Below are 18180 nucleotides of genomic sequence, written 5' to 3' on the forward strand. Positions count from 1 at the left end.
CCAACATGAAAACCTGGCTCGACAAGTGGCTTCTGGTTTTGCTTCTGCTGATCGTCGGCGCGCCCGCCCAGGCCGCCGTCAACGTGGTGGCCACCACCGCTTCCATGGGCATGCTGGCGCGCAGCGTGGGCGGCGACGGAGTGCGGGTGACCGTGCTGGCGCCGCCCGACCGCGACGCCCACTATCTGCAGGCCCGGCCCAGCATGATGCTGGCCCTGCGGCGTGCCGATCTGTTGCTGGCGGTCGGCGCCGATCTGGAGGTGGCCTGGCTGCCGGCGGCCCTGCGCGGTGCCGGCAATCCGCGCATCCTGCCGGGGCAGGCCGGCTATCTCGAAGCGGCGGCCCAGGTGCCGCTGCTCGACAGGGGCGGCGTGGCAGACCGCTCGCGCGGTGATGTGCATCCCATGGGAAATCCCCACATTTACCTGGACCCGCAGCGCATGGCCACGGTCGCCCAAGCCCTGGCGCAGCGCCTGGGCCGCCTGGATCCGGCCAACGTCGCCCGCTACCAGGCCAACGCCAAAGCCTTCGCCGGGCAGGTGGCGGCGCGCCTGCCCCAGTGGCGGGAGCGGGCGCGGGGTGCCAAGGGTGTGCTGCTCTATCACAAGGACGGCAACTACCTCATGAGCCTGCTGGGCGTGCCCATCCTGGGCTACGTGGAGCCCATCCCCGGCATTCCGCCCAGCGCCCAGTATCTGAGCGAACTGGTGCAACGCCTCAAGGGCCAGCAGGGCGTCATCCTCTACGCCGTGTTCCAGCCCAGCCAGGGGCCGCAGTTCCTGGCCGGGCAACTGGGCTGGAAGGCGTTCCGCCTGCCACTGGAGCCGGCCGTCGACGCCGACAGCGCCGGCTACTTCGCCCTCATCGACCAGTGGGTGAACGCCGTGGCCCAGGCGCGCTGATGGACGCCCTGCTCGAACTGGACGGGATCGTGGCGGGCTACGACGCGCCCATCATCGGTCCCGTGTCGCTTCGCGTGCAGCCGGGGGAGGTGGTCGGCATCCAGGGCCCCAATGGCATCGGCAAGTCCACCCTGCTGCGCGCCGTTACCCGCGCGGCCCGCGTCTTCGCCGGCGAGATCCGGCGGCGGCCCGGGCTGCGGGTGGCGCACCAGCGGCAGCGGCCGGTGCGGCTCAGCCCCATGCCTATGTTGGGGCGGGAGCTGCTGCGCCTGACCGGCGCCGAGGGCGGTTCCCTGCCGCCGCTTTTGACTCCCCTCCTGGACCGGCGCCTGGACCGGCTGAGCGGCGGGCAGATGCAGTTCCTGCAGATCTGGGCCTGCCTGGGCGGCGCGGCGGAGCTGGTGCTGCTGGATGAGCCCACCAACAATCTGGACCCGAGGGGCACCGCGGCTTTGGTCGAGGTGCTGCGGACCCTGGATCGCAGGCGCGGCGTGCTGCTGGTCAGCCACGAGGCGGACTTTGTGCAACGCGTCTGCACGCGGGTGGTGGAGGTGGCGGCATGAGCCTGGGCCTCGTCTTCGACCCGCTGTTTCGCCTGCCCTTCCTGACCGGGCTCGGCTTTGCCGTCGTATTGCCGCTTTTGGGCGCTTATCTGCGCCTGCGCGAGGAATGGCTGGCGGCCCTGGGTCTGGCGCAGGTGGCGGCCGCCGGCGGGGTACTGAGCCTCTTCGCCGGCCTGCCTGCGCTGGCGGCGGCCCTGCTGGCGGCGGGGATCGCTGCCGGAATCAAGGGCTGGATGCAGCGCCCCGGCAACGACACCTACGCGGTCATGATCCTGCTGGGCTGGAGCGCGACCTTGCTCTTGGCCGCCAACAGCCCGCACGGCGAGGAACTGAGTCACGCGCTCATGGACGGCCAATTGTATTTCACCGGCAAGTCGCATTTGCTGAGTGCCGGCGTGCTGGCGGCGGCGGTGCTCATCCTGCTGCCCTGGCTCTCGCCGCGCCTGCTCACGGCGCGCTTCTTTCCCGATCATTTCAGCGCCAACGGCTTGCCCGGCTGGCGTTATCACCTGGGCTTCGATCTCCTGGCCGCCTTCGGGCTGGCGCTGGCCACCGCCGCGATCGGCGTCATGGCCGCTTTCGCCCTGGTCTTCATCCCGCCGTGGCTGGCCTTCGCCTTCGCCAGCGGCTGGCGGTTCGGCCTGCTGGCGGCGGCGCTGCTGGGGATGCTGGCTTACCTGGCCGCGTTCGCCCTGGCGGTGTCCCTGGATCAGCCCTTCGGGCCGGTGCTGGTGGCTGTGCTGCTGCTGTTGGCCGTGCTGCGCCTTTTCGCGCCGCGTCGCGCCTTTTAGTCGCGCCACGGCGGACATGGCGCTCACCCAGCGCCTGGATTTTCTCCCGTTTTGTTCTAATTTGGTATGTAACCGCCTATTTTCACGTCGCGGCCCGCAGGCGCGAAGATGCGTGGCGGTCTGGTCGGCATCAAAAGGCAGCATCTGCGGCGCGTCCGGGCCGGCGATGGCTGCTGAGAACCGAGCTTGCCGCGTGGCGCATGCCATCGCCTGTAGGCCCGACAAGAACGAGACATGCACCTCCGATGTTCAGTTTGTCCTCCTGGGTGATGAGTCACCTGGATCTGCTTTTTTTCTTCTATGGTCTCGCTTTCGTGGTGCTCGGCATCACGGTGCTGGCCCAACCCAAGAGTACGAGTTCGCACGCTCCGTTTGTCCATTTCTGGCTGCTGGGCGCCTTCGGTCTGCTCCACGGCGCACTGGAGTGGTTGGATTACTTGATCCTGTTCCAAGGCGATGATCCGAGATTCTGGTGGCTGAAGCCATTTTTGCTGTTTTTTTCCTTTGTCGCGCTCTTCGAGTTCGGTCGTCGCCTGGTCGCGAGCGCCGATCATCCGCTTTTGCGCGCATGCTGGTGGCTGCGCTGGGTCACGAGTCGCTGGGTTCATGTGGCGATTGTGGCACTGCTCGCCACGAGCATCGGAGGCGCGGCTGATCCACTGGGCCAGTCGGAAATCAGCATTCGTTACTTGCTGGGGTTGCCGGGTGCCCTTTTGACCGGAGCCGGCTTTCTGTTGCACCTGCGGCGTGCCGGCCAAGCCCGTGACATCCCAACGCGAGCCGGAATGCGTTGGGCGGGTGGCGCCTTCATCGCCTATGCGCTGTTCGCCGGCCTCGTGGTGCCGCCGGGAATGTGCTTCCCCGCGGACTTCATTAATACCCGGTCCTTCTTTGCCCTGGTCGGCCTGCCGGTGCAGCTTTTCCGGGCGGCCATCGCTTTGACGGCTGCGCTGGCCGTGGGAATATTGCTAAGGGGCTTTCACCAGCAGGCGCAAGAACGGCTCGAAACGGCGCTGGCGCAGGCGCGGCAGTCCCTGGCTGAGACCGTGCGCCTGCGCCAGCGCAACGAGCTGATCCTGCAGGCGACCGGGGAGGGCATTTTCGGCCTGGACCGGCAGGGGCGCATCACCTTTGTGAACCGGGCCGCGCAGGAGTTGCTGGGCTTTGCTGAAGACGATCTGCTGGGCAAGCCGGTGGCGGAACTGCTGGCGACCGAAATGGCGAGCCCGGGATCGTCCGCTGACCCGCTGGCGGCCAGTTACGCTCGCGGGATGGCCCTGCGCTCCGACGGGGAGTGCTTCCGCCGCCGGGACGGCACCGTGTTCCCGGTGGAATTTTCCAGCGCCCCTCTGCATGAGGAGGATAGCTTGCTCGGTGCCGTGCTCGCTTTCCAGGACATCAGCGCCCGCAAGGCGGCCGAGCGGACGGCTCATTGGGAGCAGGAGGAGCGCTTCCGCAGCATCTTCGAGCAGGCGGCCGTTGGCATGGCACTGTCTGCTCCCAATGGGCAATTGCTGCAGGTTAATCAGAAGCTCTGCGAGATGCTTGGCTATGCACGCGAGGAGCTGCTGCGACTCACCGTGCAGGACATCACCCTGGCCGAGGACGTGGCGGATGAGTGGGCATTGCGTGAGCGCCTGCTGAGCGGTGATTTGTCCAGCTACGCCCTGGAAAAGCGTTTCCGGTGCAAGGCCGGCAGTTGGGTATGGGTCAAGCTCAATGTCGCCTTGGTGCGCGACGCCGACCGGCAGCCACTGTACGCCGTGGGTGTGGCCGAGGATATCACGGCACGCAAGCAAGCGATCCTGTCCTTGGAGGAGGAGCGCAACTTCATTTCCGCGGTGCTGGATACGGCCGGGGTGCTGGTGCTGGTGCTGGTGCTGGATCGCGAGGGCCGCATCCTGCGTTTCAACCGCGCTTGCGAGGCCCTGACCGGCTACCGCTTCGCCGAGGTCGAGGGGCGCCTCGTCTGGGATGTGATATTGCCGCCGGAGCAGGTGGAGGAGACCCGGCAGTACTTTGACCGGCTGGTCGCCGGCGATTTCCCGAGCCAGCGGGAGAAGAGGCCGAGGAACTGCTCGGCCGGACGCCCTTCGACCTGATGCCGGCCGCGGAGGCCGAGCGCGTCGCCCCTGTGTTCGATGCCATTGTCGCGCGGCGGGAAAGCTTTGCCGCGCTGGAGAACATCAACCGCCATAAGGACGGCCGTCTGGTCATCCTGGAAAGCAGCGGCGTGCCCGTCCTCGACGAGCAGGACCAACTGCTGGGCTATCGCGGCATCGACCGCGACATCACCGAGCGCAAGCGCGCGGAGATGCTGCTGGCCGAGGAAAGGCGCGTTCTGGAAATGATCGCCCGCGGCGCGCCGCTTCAGGAAGTGCTCGAAACGCTGATTTGCACTTTCGAGCAACAGGCCCGCGAGCGGCTCTTCGGCTCCGTGCTGCTGCTCGATGCCGACGGTCGGCACCTGCGTCTCGGTGCCGCGCCCAACCTGCCCATGGATTACAACCGGGCGATCGAGGGCACGGCCATCGGCCCGCAGGCCGGCTCGTGCGGCACCGCGGCCTACTTTCAGGCTCCGGTCATCGTCACCGATATCGCCCGCGACCCGCTGTGGGCGGATTTCCGTGCCCTGGCCCTGCAATATGGCCTGCAGGCCTGCTGGTCCACGCCGATCCTGTCCGCCAAGGGCAAGGTGCTGGGCACCTTCGCCATCTACTATCCCGAGCCGCGCAGCCCCAGCGACGAGGAGGTGACGCTGATCGGGCGCATCTGCAACGTGGCCGCCATCGCCATCGAGCGGGAACAGGCCGAGGAGTCGCTGGCGACCATGGCCTACTACGACATCCTGACCGGCCTGCCCAACCGCACCCTCCTGCAGGACCGCCTGGCGCAGTCCATCGCCCACAGCCGCCGCCAGGGGCTGTCCATGGCCGTGCTGTTCCTGGACCTGGACGGCTTCAAGCAGATCAACGACACCCTCGGCCATGAAGCCGGCGATCAATTCCTCGTCGAAGTGGCCGCGCGGTTGCGGGAGCACCTGCGCGCAGGGGACACGGTGGCGCGCCTGGGCGGCGACGAGTTCGTCCTGGTGGTGGACGATGTGGCGCAGGACGAGGAAGTGGCGCCGCTGGCCGAGCGCATCCTGGAGGCCCTCGCCCGGCCGGTCCTGCTGGCCGGCCAGGAACTCTTCGTCACCACCAGCATCGGCATCAGCGTGTTTCCACGGGACGGCGAGGACGTCACCACCCTGCTCAAGCACGCGGATACCGCCATGTACCAGGCCAAGGCGCAGGGCCGCAACCGCTACCAGTTCTACACGCCGGCCATGAACGCCGAAGTGGTCAAGCGCCTCACGCTCAGCAACCAGTTGCGCCGCGCCTTGGAGCGGGACGAGTTCTGCCTGCACTACCAGCCGCAGGTGGACACGGCCAGCGGCCGGGTGCTCGGGGTGGAGGCGCTGCTGCGCTGGCAGCATCCGGAGCGGGGCTTGGTCGCGCCGGGCGACTTCATTCCGCTTTTGGAGGAAACCGGGCTGATCGTGCCGGTCGGCGAATGGGCGCTGCACAGCGCCTGCGCCCAGGCGTCAGCTTGGCAGCGGCAAGGCTTTGCCGGATTGCGCATTGCCGTCAATCTGTCCGGGCGCCAATTCAGGCAACAACACCTGCTGCGTACCGTGGCCCAAGCCCTGGACAGCAGCGGCCTGCGTCCGGAGCACCTGGAGTTGGAGCTGACCGAAAGTCTGCTGATGCAGGACCCCGTGAGCGCGGCGGCGGTGCTGCAGGCCCTCACCGCCATGCGGGTATCGGTGGCGCTGGATGATTTCGGCACCGGCTACTCCTCCCTCAATTACCTGCAGCGCTTCCCCATCCACACGGTCAAGATAGACCGTGCCTTCGTGGCCGACATCCTGGAAAACCCGCGCGATCGGGCCATCATCACCGCGATCATCACCATGGCCCACAGCCTGGGCCTGAAGGTGGTGGGCGAGGGCGTGGAAACGGCGGGCCAGCTCGATCTCCTGCGTCAGCTCCGCTGCGACGAAGTGCAGGGCTACTATTTCAGCCGGCCGCTGGCGGCCGATCAGCTGCCTGCCTTCCTGGAAGCAAGCACCTTGATGCCGGCCTGAGCCGGGCCGCGCTTTGGCCGCCCGCCGGGACCTGCGGGGAAGCCATAGGCGCCCTGGCGGTACGCCGATTTGCAGATCCCCGGAAAAAGCATTATGAATAGGCCTCAAAAAGGCCGCCGCGCCGGGGACAAGACAAGAGGGGAGACATGCAAAGCGAAAACAGGATGAGGCTGGGCGCCGTGCTCGGCTGGGGCGCGGTGGCCGTGCTGGGGGCGGGCGCGGTGGGCGGCATCGCCCTGCATCGGGGCGAGCAGATCAACGCCCTCTGGTTCATCGTCGCCGCCGTCTGCGTCTACGCCATCGCCTACCGCTTCTACAGCGCCTTCATCGCCGCCAAGGTCCTGGCGCTGGACGCCACGCGCGCCACGCCGGCGGAGCGCTTCAACGACGGCCGCGACTTCGTGCCCACCAACAAGTGGGTGGTCTTCGGCCACCACTTCGCCGCCATCGCCGGCCCCGGCCCGCTGATCGGCCCGACCCTGGCCGCCCAATTCGGCTACCTGCCGGGCACCCTGTGGATCCTTTTCGGCGCCGTGCTGGGCGGCTGCGTGCAGGACTTCGTCACGCTCTTCTTCTCCACCCGCCGCGACGGCCGCTCCCTGGGCCAGATGGCGCGCGACGAGCTGGGCCCGGTGGGCGGCGTCACGGCGCTCGTCGGCGTGCTGATGATCATGGTCATCCTCATCGCCGTGCTGGGCCTGGTGGTGGTCAACGCCATGAAGCACAGCCCCTGGGCCACGGCCACGGTGGCGGCCACCATTCCCATCGCCGTGCTGGTCGGTCTCTACATGCGCAACATCCGCCCCGGGCGCGTGCTGGAAGGCACGCTGCTCGGCGTGGCCCTGCTGCTGCTGGCGGTGGTGGGCGGCGGCTGGCTCGATCATCAGCCCGGCCTGCGCGAATGGTTCGACTACGACGGCCCGGCCCTGGCGCTGATGATCATCGCCTACGGCTTCGTCGCCGCCGTGGTGCCGGTATGGCTGCTGCTCGCCCCGCGCGATTACCTGTCCACCTTCATGAAGCTCGGCACCGTCACCCTGCTGGCCATCGCCATCGTGCTGCTGGCGCCCGAGGTGAAGATGCCGGCCCTGACCCAATTCGTCGACGGCACCGGCCCGATCTTCGGCGGCGCGCTCTTTCCCTTCGTCTTCATCACCATCGCCTGCGGCGCGATCTCGGGCTTCCACGCCCTGATCGCCTCCGGCACCACGCCCAAGCTGCTGGCCAACGAGGTGGACGCCCGCTTCATCGGCTACGGCGCCATGATGATGGAGTCCTTCGTTGCCATCATGGCCATGATCGCCGCCACCGTGCTCGACCCCGGCGTCTATTTCGCCATCAACAGCCCGGCGGGGGTGGTCGGGCAGACGGCGGAGCAGGCGGTGGCGACCATTTCGAGCTGGGGCTTCCCGGTGAGCGTGGCGCAGATGCAGGAGCTGGCCCGCGAGATGGGCGAGGCGACCCTCTTCGCCCGCACCGGCGGCGCCCCGTCGCTGGCGGTGGGCATGGCCAACATCTTCGCCACCGCCTTCGGCTCCAGCCTGCTGTCCATGTGGTACCACTTCGCCATCATGTTCGAGGCGCTCTTCATCCTCACCACCCTGGACGCCGGCACCCGCGTGGGCCGCTTCATGCTGCAGGACCTGCTCGGCAACATCTACCCGCCGCTGGGGCGCACCAGCTGGTACCCGAGCGTGCTGCTGAGCAGCGCCGTGATCGTGGCGGCCTGGGGCTATTTCCTGTACATGGGCACCATCGATCCCTTGGGCGGCATCAACAGCCTCTGGCCGCTCTTCGGCATCTCCAATCAGATGCTGGCCGCCATCGCCCTGTGCGTGGGCACCACCATCCTGGTGAAATCGGGCCGCGCCCGTTACGCCTGGGTCACGGCCGTGCCGCTGGGCTGGCTGGTGGTGGTGACCACCAGCGCCGCCTGGGAGAAGCTCTTCAGCCCCGAGCCGCGCATCGGCTTCATCGCCCATGCCCACGACCTGGCGCAGAAGCTGGCTGCGGGCGCGCTGCCGCCGGACAAGGCGGCCCAGGCGCCGCAGCTCATCTTCAACGACAAGCTGGACGCGGTGCTGACCGCCTTTTTCCTGATCACCACCTGGGTGCTGGTGCTCGACACCCTGCGGGTCTGCTACCGCGCCCTGCGCCGGCTGCCGGTGCCGCCCATCAGCGAAAGCCCGCACGAGCCGAGCCGGCTGGTGGAGGACTGGGTGCGGGATTGAGAGGAGAATGCGCATGCGCACTTGCTTGAGCCACCTGCGCCGTTTCTGGCGCGGCTTGCGCCAGGCCACCGGCGACGACGCCTACGAACGCTACCTGGTCCACTGGCACGCCTGCCACGCCCACGAGGGCCGGCCCCTGAGCCGCAAGGCTTTCTTCAAGGCCGAGCAGGAGCGCAAGTGGAATGGGATTCGGCGGTGTTGTTGAGCGGGGAGCGTAGCCTGCTTTTTGAGACGTGTGGTGGGCTGACCCGGATCAACCGTACCAGTTAATGATGGGGTAGGTTGCCGCCCCCGGCTGTAGGAGCGAGCTGGCTCGCGATCAGCCGTGTCGATTAACGAGCAATCGCGAGCCAGCTCGCTCCTACAAGCCAAGGTGCGGCCCGCCACGCTTGGCACCGCACCCGCCCGGAGCGGGCCGGGTGAGGGCGCCCGGCCATTGCCCCTGGGCTGAGCTGCCGCCGCCGGCCGTAGGAGCGGGCTTGCCCGCGATAGTCCGCCGGCCGGCTTGGGTGATCGCGGGCAAGCCCGCTCCCACGTGCCCTCCTCCGGCATGTCATGGGTTTGCAGCTGACAGTGCCGGACGGCCAGAGCCCCATCTGCCCCGCCTGGCGACTCAGCATTCATCGCTTGGACACCGCCCGGCTGTCCGCGTCGTAGAAGCGCAGCGGCGCTTCCTTCCAGGGGCCGGCGTAGTCCACGCCGATGCGGGTGGTGGTCACCATGCGGGCCGGGGACGGGCCGGGTTCCAGGAAGAGCCGGCCGCCGGTCAGGTCCTCGCGATTGAGGCTGCGGTCGATGCCCAGCGCGCGGGTCAGGCGCCCCGGTCCGTTCAGCGGTCCCGTGCAATGCGCCAGCGGTTCGGCGGCGCGGATCAGCACGGCCTGGGCATCGCCTGCGGCGCCGGTCACGACATTGAACAGCTCGTGCATGCCGTAGACGAGATAAATGTAGGCATGGCCGGGCGGGCCGAACATCACCTCGGTGCGCGGGGTGCGGCCCCGGGCGGCGTGGGAGGCGCGATCGTGCACCCCCACGTAGGCTTCCGTTTCCACGATGCGGGCGCGCCGCTCCACGCCAGCGTGACGGTGCACCAGTACGCTGCCCAGCAGGTCGCGCGCTACGCTTTCGGCATCGCGGGCATAGAAGCCGCGCTCGAAAGCGCTCATGGCGCCCGGCCTTTGGCCTTGATCCGAATCGCCAGCATGGGGGACCTGAGCTCAGGCACTCGGGATGTGTTTTTCCAATGCCCGTTCCAGCACTTCCGGATGGGAGCTTTCCTCCAGTTCGCGGGTCTCTTCATCGCGTGTGTATTCGAGGCCCAGGTGCTCGCAAATGGCTTCCAGCATCTGCAGCGCCTTGGTGGACTCCTGTTCGGCGAGCAGGTTGATCTGCAGGTCCAGATGCGCCCGGCGATCCGCCTGACGACTGGCGCGGTTTTGGCTGATCAGCACGAAAATGGTCAGAAAGATCGCTTCCAGCGAGACGACGGTGGTCAGCAGTTCGAAAGGGAAGGGGTCGAAGGGGGGCAGGAAGGGAATCATGCCCGAGTTGACCACGACCCATCCCCCGAACCAGAGCACGTGCAGGATGACCGTGGTCATGCTGCCGGTCCAGCGGGTGACCGCGTCGGCGATGCGGTCCGTGGTCGACCGGCTTTGCCAAGCTTTTTCTTCGAGCTGGGCAATGGTGCGGATGTTGCGCTGGACGAGCTGCCCCAACTCCAGCGGTTCTTTGGCTTCGAGCTTGCTCATGGAATGGCCCCTGAAGGTGAAAGCTGTCGGTCGGAATGCGCCGGGATGCCGCCGGCGCCGTGTTCTCCTGCTATTCATCGCCTGAAGGACACCCTATAATCGAATTTTGCCAGAAAATGGCACTTCCGCTATACGCCTGCCGTCCCCGTGGGCTGCCCGCGGCATCTGCCGTTCTGCTTTCCGGCAGTCCGGCTCGGCTCACGGGAGGGCTGCCTCCCTGGTGGCTGTAGCTATTATGGCGGATTGCCCCCCGGCCGGCCGCGCTGCGAAAATGCTTGTTTCCAGGCCGATTGGCGGCTAGCCCCGAACAACTATGTCCTCAAGGCTGAAAACCGAGCGAGCGTCCATGGCGACAGAAGAGCGCGGCGGCAACGAGGCCGCCCGGGAAAAGCTTTGGTCTCCCATAGGCGGCATCCTGGTCACCATTGCGTTGCTGCTGCCCATCGAGCTGCTGCACCAGACCGTGCTGCAGATCGTCAATCCCAGTCCCATCATCCTCACCGCGGTGGTATACGCCGCCTACAGCGGCGGTCTGCGCTCGGGACTCATCAGCGCGGCCATCGCCCTGGCCTACGTGGTCTACTACTTTTCCGAGCCGGGCCAGTTGTTCCAGTACAGCGATCATGATTCCGAAAGCCTGATCATCCTGGTCTTTTCCATCCTGCTGGTGGTGCCCATGGTGGCTTTTCTGAAGCGCCGCGCCCGGACCGCCGTGCGCGAGCAGATCGCCCGCGGGCGGGCGGAGCTGCGGGTGCGCGAAACCCAGCGCCAGCAGAAGTGGCTGGAGACCGTGCTCGACCGCATGCCCACGCCGCTGCTCCTGACCGAGCCGAATTCCGGGCAGGTGCTGTTTGCCAACACGGCGGCCAAGGAGCTCACCGAGGCCGTCGCGCCGAGCGGCGCCGCGGCGCTCCAGCCCGCCGCCGGCGCCGAGGATGCCCCCCTGGAAACCGCGGACGACCAGATGCTCTGCGTGCGCGCCGCGCGGGGCGAGTACGCCAATATCTTCCGCCTGCAGTGGCGCACCTCCGCCGGGCTGCGCTCGTACATCACGCGCACCAGCAACCTGCCGGCCATGTACGGCCATCCGGAGGCCGTGCTGATGGCCTTCGAGGACATCACGGAGCTGAAGCGGGCGGAGGATCTGTCCAGCCGCCTGGGCCGCATTCTGGATGACTCGGTCAACGAGATCTACGTCTTCGATGCCGCCTCGCTGCGCTTCATCCAGGTCAACCGGGGCGCCCTGCGCAATCTGGGCTACTCCGCCGCCGAGATGGCGCGCAAGACCGTCCTGGACCTGAAGCCCATGACCCTGGCGGAGTTCGAAGCCCTCGCCGAACCCCTGCACAGCGGCAGGCAAAATCAGGTCCTCTTCGAGAGCGAGCATCGGCGCAAGGACGGCAGCCGTTATCCCGTGGAGGTCCGGCTGCACCTGTCGACGGCCGAAAAGCCGCCGGTCTTCGTGGCCATCGTGCAGGACATCAGCGAGCGCCGTCAGGCCGAGGACGCCTTGCGCCAGGCGATGCTGATCATCGAGAACAGTCCGGCGGTGATCTTCCAGTGGAAGGCGGAGCCCGGCTGGCCGGTGGAATACGTCTCCAGCAACGTGGCCCGCTTCGGCTATCGCGCCGAAGAGTTTCTGTCGGGCGGTCTGGGTTATGCCGCCATCATTCATCCCGACGACCTGGCGCGCATCCAGGCGGAGGTGGCCGAGAAGACGCAGGCGAGCAGCCCCACCTTCAGCCAGGTCTATCGCATCTGCACCGGCACCGGCGGGGTGCGCTGGGTGGAGGATTACACCACCATCGAGCAGGACGCCGACGGCCAGGTCACCCACTACCAGGGCGTCATTCTCGACATCACCGAGCGCAAGCAGGCGGAGAACGCCCTGCGCGAGCGCGAGGAGCAGTTCCGCGCCACCTTCGACCAGGCGGCGGTCGGCATCGCCCACGTGGCGCCCAGCGGGCAGTGGCTGCTGGTGAACGACAGGTTCTGCGAGATTCTGGGCTATGAGCGGGGCGAGCTGCTGCAGCGCAGCTGGATGGACGTGACCTATCCCGAAGATGTCGAAGACGACCTTGAGCACCTTGGTCGGATTCTGGGCAACCAGGTTCAGCACTACACTAAAAGAAAACGTTACATCCAGAAAAACGGCACGCCGATCTGGGTGAATCTGACCCTGTCTCTGGTCCGTACGCCGGCCGGAGAACCGAAGTATTTCATAACTGTCATTGAAGATATTACCCAAACCAAGCAGGCGGAAGAGGAGCTGAAGAAGGCGAACGAGTTCCGCGAAAAGGTGCTGGAAAGCGCAACGAACGCCATTTTCGCATTGAATCTGGGGGGCTATTTCACGCTGCTCAACCGGCGCGCCTCCGAGATCAGCGGCTATGCCGCCGACGAGCTCATCGGCCAGCCCTTTGCCAAGCTCTTCTCTCCGGAAACGCTGGGCGCGGTGCAGGAGCAGATCAACCGCACCACCGGGCGCGGGGAAGAGATCCGCAACTACGAGGTGGAGCTGACCCGCAAGGACGGCAGCAAGCGCATGATCAGCTTCAGCGTGGTGCCGCTGGCCGAGGACGGCCGGGTGATCGGCTCCGTGGGCACCGCCGAGGACATCACCGAGCGCAAGCAGGCGGAGGAGGAGGTGCGCCGCCTGAATGCGGAGCTGGAGCAGCGGGTGGAAGAGCGGACGGCGGAACTGACGGCCGTGAACCGGGAGCTGGAGGCGTTCAGCTATTCGGTGTCGCACGATTTGCGCGCGCCGCTGCGCGCCATCGACGGCTTCAGCCAGGCGCTGCTGGAGGACTATGCCGATCGCCTGGACGGCGAGGGCATCCGCCATCTCGAGCGGGTGCGGGCCGCCACCCAGCGCATGGGCCAGCTCATCGACGATCTGCTGAATCTCTCCCGGGTCACGCGCAGCGAGATGCACCGGGAGCGGGTGAACCTGAGCGCCATTGCCCAGCGCTTTGCCGAAGAGCTGCGCGCCAGCCAGCCGCAACGGCAGGTGGAGTTCGTCATCGCGCCGAACGTGACCGCCCGCGGCGACGCTCGCCTGTTGCAGGTGGTGCTGGAGAATCTGCTGCGCAACGCCTGGAAATTCACCAGCAAGCACGAGCGGGCGCGCATCGAGTTCGGCGTGACGCAGCGCGACGGCAAACGGACTTATTTCGTGCGCGACGACGGCGCCGGCTTCGACATGAGCTATGCCCACAAGCTCTTCGGCGCCTTCCAGCGCCTGCACGGCGCCACCGAGTTCGAGGGTACCGGCATCGGCCTGGCCACGGTGCAGCGCATCATCCACCGCCACGGCGGCCGCATCTGGGCCGAGGGTGCCATCGAACAGGGCGCCACCTTCTACTTCACCTTGAGATAAGGCCATCAACCCATGCAGAACAAGCTGATCTTATTGGTGGAAGACAATCCGGATGACGAGGCGCTGACGTTGCGGGCGCTGAAGAAGAGCAATCTGGCCAACACCGTGGACGTGGTGCGGGACGGGGTGGAGGCGCTGGACTATTTGTTTGGGACGGGGACCTATGCCGGGCAGGAGAACGGGCTGCTGCCGCAGGTGGTGCTGTTGGATCTGAAGCTGCCGAAGATGACCGGGCTGGAGGTGCTCAAGCGGCTGCGCGCCCATGAGCGCACGCGGCTGCTGCCGGTGGTGGTGCTGACCACCTCCAACGAGGAGCGGGATCTGATCGAGAGCTACAGCCTGGGCGCCAACAGCTACATCCGCAAGCCGGTGGACTTCGCCCAATTCATGGAAGCCGTCCGCCAACTCGGCCTCTACTGGCTCGTCCTCAACGAGCCCCCGCCGCCCTACGAGCAGCGGAGCGGCAAGTAGCTTGCCGTTCCGTCCGCTCCGGCCCGTCGTGCCGGAGCGCGCTTTCCCTGCTAAGCCCTTGGACCGATTCCAAAGATCTGCCAGGAAGAGAAACATAGAACCTGTCTGAATCCCACCGTCAGCGTGCGCTTGCCGCCTTTGCCACGCTGTCCGACAGAGGAGATTCTCATGGGTTCCATGCGCGATGGTCCGCTGTTCGATTTCGACGAGTGGCTCGATTTGGCCAGCACTGATCCGGCGGGCTTCGAGCGGCGCCGCCAGGAATGGATCGAGGCCGCCATTCAAAGCGCACCGCCCAAGCACCACCGGCGCCTGCGCGGCCTGCAGTTCCGCATCGACATGGAGCGGACGCGGGCGCGCACGCCGATGGCGGCCTGCCTGCGCGTTGCCGACCTGATGTGGGATTCCCTGCTCGGCCCGCGCGGGCTCCAGCCGGTGCTCAAGTCCCTGCTGGCCGTCCTGGGCGGGGCAGAAGCGGTGCCAAGCCGGCCGTCGCCGGCTCAATCCGCGCGCATTCTGCCTTACCCGAAGATCACACCCGATCCGGACGCCCGTTTGGGCGAGCATTAGATCTGCTCGTGCGCTGCGGGGGCCGATTCCCGCAGGCTTGGTAATTCTCCGTCCGGGCGTGGCATCGCCGTTCCGTGGTGCCATGGCGGCTTGAGCCAAGGAGGGATAGTGAGAGAGGCGCAGCGCGTAGGCGACTTGGCACTGATGCAGGATCTCGAGTTCCAGCATCGCGCCTGGATGGTGCAGCGTGCCGGCTGGGTGCTGATGGCGTTGGCGGTGCTGGCGGCGCTGCTGGGCCTGCTGGGTTCAGGTGGCCCCTGGAGCCGTGCCAGTGCGGCATGCCGGGAACGCCGTCGCCGGCGCAAGTGGACTACGACCGCTTCGGCCGCGTCAGCGCTCCCACGACCTTGGAGCTGCGCTTGGCGCCCTACAGCGCACAAGCTGGGCAAGTCCGCGTTTGGCTGAATAGCGAGTATCTGGCGGGCGTGGGGGGGAGCGGATGACGCCGGTGCCGGAGCGCATGGAGTCCGGGCCGCTTGGCTTTCGTCTTCGCGCTGCGGGATGCGCAAGGGCCTATGGCAGTGAAGCTTCACCTGAAGCCTGAGCGCCCGGGATTGCTGAAAGGTGAACTGGCCCTGGACAATGGGCAAGCGCTTCGCTTCAGCCAATTCATCTACCCATAGCAAGCGGCATAGCCCACAAAAAGGGTCGTTCCATGGAATCGGTATTCCGCGGCGTCGCCATTTATCTGTTCGTGTGGCTGATTTTCCGCATTGCCGGCAAGCGCTCCTGGGCGAGGATTTTTCCATCACCAATGCGTTCGTGGTGATTGTGACCATGGTGGGTCTGGACATCGGCCTGTCGCTGCTCAAGCAGCGCTGGCCTTTTTTTGACAAGCTGCTGGAGGGGGCCCCCTGGTCCTCGTCGAAGACGGGCACCCGCTTCGGGAGCGCATGAGCAACGCGCGCGTGGACGAGGAGGACATCCTGACGGCGGCGCGCGAGCTCCAGGGCCTCGAACGCATGGATCAAATCAAATACGCGGTGCTGGAGCGCAGCGGCGGGATTTCGATCGTGCCGAAACGGGGGTCGGGCGGGGAGTAGGGCCGGCTTGGCCCGGCCCCGCTGCAATACCGTGCGTTGTCAGCCGGCGAGCTGCTCTGGCTGAATGGCTTCCCGATGGCGCGGCGCCACGCTGCCGTCCGGCCAGCGCGGCTGTGCCAATTGCGCGCCGTCCGCCGGTGCCGATCCGTACTGGTACTCCCGCGTCCAGGGGCAGGGAGCCAGTCCCGGCTGCGTCTGCTTGGAAGCCAGCAGTTGATGGATGGATACCCAGCCACGCTCGAACGCGTGTGCGCAACCGGCCATGTAGATCCGCCAGATCCGATAGCGCTTCTCGCCCACCATGGCAATGGCCTGCTCCCGCTGCGCTTCCAGCCGCGTGACCCAATGCATCAGCGTTTGCGCGTAGTGGGGGCGCAGGCATTCCACATCCTGCACCTCCAGATGCTGCTGCTCCATCTCCAGGGCGGCGCGACTCACGTGCGGCAATTCGCCGTCGGGGAAGACGTACTGGTGGATGAAGCTGTCCGTATTCGGGCCGCCGTCCTGCTGGGCCGGGTCGCGGGTCGTGATGCCGTGATTCAGCACCAGGCCGCCTTCCTTGAGCAGGCGCTGAATGCTGTGGAAATACACGGGCAGATTCTTCAGGCCCACGTGCTCGAACATGCCCACTGAAGCGACCTTGTCGAAGACGTTCTCGCCAGGAATATCGCGGTAATCCTGCAAACGCACTTCCACCTGTCCGGCCAATCCTTCCGTCTCCACCCGCGCCCTGGCGTACGCATATTGCTGCCGGCTGAGGGTCACGCCGACCGCCTTGACGCCGTAGTGCTTGGCCGCCCAGCGGATCAGCCCGCCCCAGCCGCAGCCGATGTCCAGAAACTGCTCGCCGGGCCTGAGCCGCAGCTTGCGGCAGATGTGGTCCAGCTTCTGCTCCTGGGCGCGGTGGATGTCCTCTTCGCCCGTTTTGAAGTACGCGCAGGAGTACACCATGTTGCGATCCAGCCACAGCGCGTAGAAATCGTTGGAAACATCGTAATGATATTGAATGGCCCGGGCATCGCGCTGGCGGGTATGGCGTCTGACGAAGTACTTGAGCATGGTGCTGGAGCGCCGGCGCGGCGTGTCGCCGCTCAGCTGCTCCGCGATGGACATGACGGCTGGCAGCGGGCCCTCGATGTCGATCTCGCCTTCCACGTAGGCGCAGCCAAGGCGGTCCAGGTTGGGAGACAGAAAGTGGCGCACGGCCTGGGGCGCTTTGAGGCGCACCTGGACGCAGGGCTGGGGCCCCAGGTCGGCCATGTGGCCGTCCCAGAAGCAGATGCGCAGCGGCAGCTGCCTCGAGTGCCAGCGTTTGCTGAGCTGCGACAGCAGGCGAGCCTCGTAACGCATAAAGCAGCCCCTCCTTTTGAGAGACAAACACTTTTCGGCTCCGGTCCGGGTACGTCCGGACCGCGCGTCGACAGGATCAGTGATTGTAGGCGACAGTCCGTGTGAGCCGCGCGAGACAGCGTTTCAGCGCAGGGCGCGGCAATGAACAAGTATTATGAATGGCGCCCGTGGGCTTCCCAATAGGACCTTCATTGTATCCAGCTTTGGTCAGGTCATGGGAGCGGCGGGCGGGGCAGGGCGAAAAGGGCAGGATCAGGGTGTGCGGTTCGGCAAGTGCAGGCCGGCGCCGCCTGCGCTTGCACGCAAAGCTGCTGCGCTCTTCTGCGTGGCGCCCGTGTGCTGGGGCTCGCGCCTGGCCTGCCGAAATACGTCGAGTAGGAGTGGAACGGATCAGAGTGTGCTGCTCGCCGGTCTGCGCCCCCGGCGCCCACGCCGGCTCTGCAGTTGCTGCTGCTGGGTTTGCCCCTCGGTTTTCAGCTGCTCCGATACGTGGGGATTGGACTCGGCTTCCTGCTTCATGCGGGCCACCGCGCCCAGCACCTGAATGGGTTCCCAATCCGGTACCAACTGGAAAATTTGCTTCATCAGCGCCTTGCGCTCCTTTTCAGCCGCGCGGTTTGCCTGGGAGCTCTGCTGCAGGCGTCGGATCTTGGCTTCCATGGCGTCAAGCTGCTGTTTTGCACGCAATTCGATTTGCCGTTTTTTCTCGGCCAATTCCGCCAATCGCTCTTCCTTGGATTTGCGAACACGCTTGGTGCCTTCCGTCGTCATGACGTGATCTCCTTGTCTTTTGAATTAATTATTCACTACCTGGATTTCGAATGCCAAGTATAAGCACAAATTTTGAAATGCGCCACGTTTGCCTTACGAGCAGACAGTATTTTTGCATTGCGCATCATGAGAAAACGGCTCTTGTCGAATCCGGTTTTTTACATGGCAGGGCACATCGAATTAGCGCGTGGAGCAATTCGCGCAATTCATATGAAAAGCATGAGAGGCA

The 18180-nt window shown here is 66.2% G+C and carries 16 protein-coding genes; 12 read left to right on the top strand and 4 right to left on the bottom strand.

Annotated features, from left to right (window positions below):
* Positions 1 to 5 precede the first annotated feature (5 nt).
* The 7 genes from G579_RS0101670 to G579_RS0101700 all read left to right on the top strand — a co-directional run bounded on the left by G579_RS0101670 (position 6) and on the right by G579_RS0101700 (position 8821).
* Positions 6 to 902 carry a metal ABC transporter substrate-binding protein gene (locus G579_RS0101670; RefSeq protein ID WP_028988806.1) on the top strand — a complete coding sequence of 299 codons (897 nt, stop codon included), beginning with the start codon at positions 6 to 8 and terminating at the stop codon, positions 900 to 902.
* On the top strand, positions 902 to 1465 hold the full coding sequence (locus G579_RS0101675) for an ATP-binding cassette domain-containing protein (protein ID WP_038017601.1): 564 nt from the start codon (positions 902 to 904) through the stop codon (positions 1463 to 1465). The genes G579_RS0101670 and G579_RS0101675 overlap by 1 nt, the downstream gene beginning before the upstream one ends.
* On the top strand, positions 1462 to 2256 hold the full coding sequence (locus tag G579_RS0101680) for a metal ABC transporter permease (protein ID WP_028988808.1): 795 nt from the start codon (positions 1462 to 1464) through the stop codon (positions 2254 to 2256). The genes G579_RS0101675 and G579_RS0101680 overlap by 4 nt, the downstream gene beginning before the upstream one ends.
* Positions 2257 to 2570: 314 nt before the next feature.
* Positions 2571 to 4358 (top strand): PAS domain-containing protein, encoded by a 1788-nt coding sequence (locus tag G579_RS0101685; RefSeq protein ID WP_162142951.1) that lies wholly within the window; start codon positions 2571 to 2573, stop codon positions 4356 to 4358.
* Positions 4358 to 6385 carry a putative bifunctional diguanylate cyclase/phosphodiesterase gene (locus G579_RS15220; protein ID WP_051180705.1) on the top strand — a complete coding sequence of 676 codons (2028 nt, stop codon included), beginning with the start codon at positions 4358 to 4360 and terminating at the stop codon, positions 6383 to 6385. The genes G579_RS0101685 and G579_RS15220 overlap by 1 nt, the downstream gene beginning before the upstream one ends.
* Before the next feature lie 146 nt (positions 6386 to 6531).
* On the top strand, positions 6532 to 8616 hold the full coding sequence (locus G579_RS0101695; RefSeq protein WP_028988810.1) for a carbon starvation CstA family protein: 2085 nt from the start codon (positions 6532 to 6534) through the stop codon (positions 8614 to 8616).
* Between the two features lie 13 nt (positions 8617 to 8629).
* Positions 8630 to 8821 carry a CstA-like transporter-associated (seleno)protein gene (locus G579_RS0101700; RefSeq protein ID WP_028988811.1) on the top strand — a complete coding sequence of 64 codons (192 nt, stop codon included), beginning with the start codon at positions 8630 to 8632 and terminating at the stop codon, positions 8819 to 8821.
* A gap of 415 nt (positions 8822 to 9236) precedes the next feature.
* Here G579_RS0101700 and G579_RS0101705 read toward each other — a convergent pair whose 3' ends face one another.
* Together G579_RS0101705 and G579_RS15230 are read right to left on the bottom strand one after the other, a co-directional pair.
* Entirely contained in the window at positions 9237 to 9782 is a 546-nt protein-coding gene (locus G579_RS0101705; RefSeq protein WP_028988812.1) for a DNA-3-methyladenine glycosylase, read from the bottom strand.
* A 51-nt stretch (positions 9783 to 9833) separates the two neighbouring features.
* A complete protein-coding gene (locus G579_RS15230; RefSeq protein WP_038017607.1) occupies positions 9834 to 10367 on the bottom strand; it encodes a DUF1003 domain-containing protein in 534 nt (177 codons plus the stop codon).
* A gap of 346 nt (positions 10368 to 10713) precedes the next feature.
* Here G579_RS15230 and G579_RS18030 point away from each other — a divergent pair, with 346 nt between their 5' ends.
* From G579_RS18030 to G579_RS19315, 5 genes are all read left to right on the top strand, one after another.
* A complete protein-coding gene (locus G579_RS18030; RefSeq protein ID WP_051180706.1) occupies positions 10714 to 13746 on the top strand; it encodes a PAS domain S-box protein in 3033 nt (1010 codons plus the stop codon).
* 12 nt (positions 13747 to 13758) lie between these two features.
* Positions 13759 to 14217: a response regulator gene (locus tag G579_RS0101720; protein ID WP_028988813.1), complete on the top strand. Its 459-nt coding sequence runs from the start codon at positions 13759 to 13761 to the stop codon at positions 14215 to 14217.
* A gap of 168 nt (positions 14218 to 14385) precedes the next feature.
* Complete coding sequence (locus G579_RS18035; protein ID WP_051180707.1) at positions 14386 to 14787, top strand: DUF3135 domain-containing protein; 402 nt, start codon at positions 14386 to 14388, stop codon at positions 14785 to 14787.
* 564 nt (positions 14788 to 15351) lie between these two features.
* The gene (locus tag G579_RS19310; RefSeq protein WP_211218629.1) at positions 15352 to 15684 is read left to right on the top strand and encodes a hypothetical protein; all 333 of its coding nucleotides are present in this window, start codon (positions 15352 to 15354) and stop codon (positions 15682 to 15684) included.
* Complete coding sequence (locus G579_RS19315; RefSeq protein WP_230973768.1) at positions 15681 to 15830, top strand: DUF421 domain-containing protein; 150 nt, start codon at positions 15681 to 15683, stop codon at positions 15828 to 15830. Before G579_RS19310 ends, G579_RS19315 begins: the two co-directional genes overlap by 4 nt.
* Positions 15831 to 15869: 39 nt before the next feature.
* On the opposite strand, the gene G579_RS15250 is transcribed toward G579_RS19315, so the two are convergent.
* Both G579_RS15250 and G579_RS0101755 read right to left on the bottom strand, forming a co-directional pair.
* Positions 15870 to 17180 carry an SAM-dependent methyltransferase gene (locus tag G579_RS15250; RefSeq protein WP_051180708.1) on the bottom strand — a complete coding sequence of 437 codons (1311 nt, stop codon included), beginning with the start codon at positions 17178 to 17180 and terminating at the stop codon, positions 15870 to 15872.
* 390 nt (positions 17181 to 17570) lie between these two features.
* The gene (locus tag G579_RS0101755) at positions 17571 to 17951 is read right to left on the bottom strand and encodes a hypothetical protein (RefSeq protein WP_028988816.1); all 381 of its coding nucleotides are present in this window, start codon (positions 17949 to 17951) and stop codon (positions 17571 to 17573) included.
* Positions 17952 to 18180: the final 229 nt, after the last annotated feature.

The organism is Thermithiobacillus tepidarius DSM 3134, assembly GCF_000423825.1.
Taxonomy (GTDB): Bacteria; Pseudomonadota; Gammaproteobacteria; order Acidithiobacillales; family Thermithiobacillaceae; genus Thermithiobacillus; species Thermithiobacillus tepidarius.

Excerpts from the sequence above, each read along its gene's own strand:
- G579_RS0101670 (WP_028988806.1), top strand. The coding sequence starts at position 6 with ATGAAAACCTGGCTCGACAAGTGGCTTCTGGTTTTGCTTCTGCTGATC.
- G579_RS0101675 (WP_038017601.1), top strand. The coding sequence starts at position 902 with ATGGACGCCCTGCTCGAACTGGACGGGATCGTGGCGGGCTACGACGCG.
- G579_RS0101680 (WP_028988808.1), top strand. The coding sequence starts at position 1,462 with ATGAGCCTGGGCCTCGTCTTCGACCCGCTGTTTCGCCTGCCCTTCCTG.
- G579_RS15220 (WP_051180705.1), top strand. The coding sequence starts at position 4,358 with ATGCCGGCCGCGGAGGCCGAGCGCGTCGCCCCTGTGTTCGATGCCATT.
- G579_RS0101695 (WP_028988810.1), top strand. The coding sequence starts at position 6,532 with ATGCAAAGCGAAAACAGGATGAGGCTGGGCGCCGTGCTCGGCTGGGGC.
- G579_RS0101700 (WP_028988811.1), top strand. The coding sequence starts at position 8,630 with ATGCGCACTTGCTTGAGCCACCTGCGCCGTTTCTGGCGCGGCTTGCGC.
- G579_RS0101705 (WP_028988812.1), bottom strand. The coding sequence starts at position 9,782 with ATGAGCGCTTTCGAGCGCGGCTTCTATGCCCGCGATGCCGAAAGCGTA.
- G579_RS15230 (WP_038017607.1), bottom strand. The coding sequence starts at position 10,367 with ATGAGCAAGCTCGAAGCCAAAGAACCGCTGGAGTTGGGGCAGCTCGTC.
- G579_RS18030 (WP_051180706.1), top strand. The coding sequence starts at position 10,714 with ATGGCGACAGAAGAGCGCGGCGGCAACGAGGCCGCCCGGGAAAAGCTT.
- G579_RS0101720 (WP_028988813.1), top strand. The coding sequence starts at position 13,759 with ATGCAGAACAAGCTGATCTTATTGGTGGAAGACAATCCGGATGACGAG.
- G579_RS18035 (WP_051180707.1), top strand. The coding sequence starts at position 14,386 with ATGGGTTCCATGCGCGATGGTCCGCTGTTCGATTTCGACGAGTGGCTC.
- G579_RS19315 (WP_230973768.1), top strand. The coding sequence starts at position 15,681 with ATGAGCAACGCGCGCGTGGACGAGGAGGACATCCTGACGGCGGCGCGC.
- G579_RS15250 (WP_051180708.1), bottom strand. The coding sequence starts at position 17,180 with ATGCGTTACGAGGCTCGCCTGCTGTCGCAGCTCAGCAAACGCTGGCAC.
- G579_RS0101755 (WP_028988816.1), bottom strand. The coding sequence starts at position 17,951 with ATGACGACGGAAGGCACCAAGCGTGTTCGCAAATCCAAGGAAGAGCGA.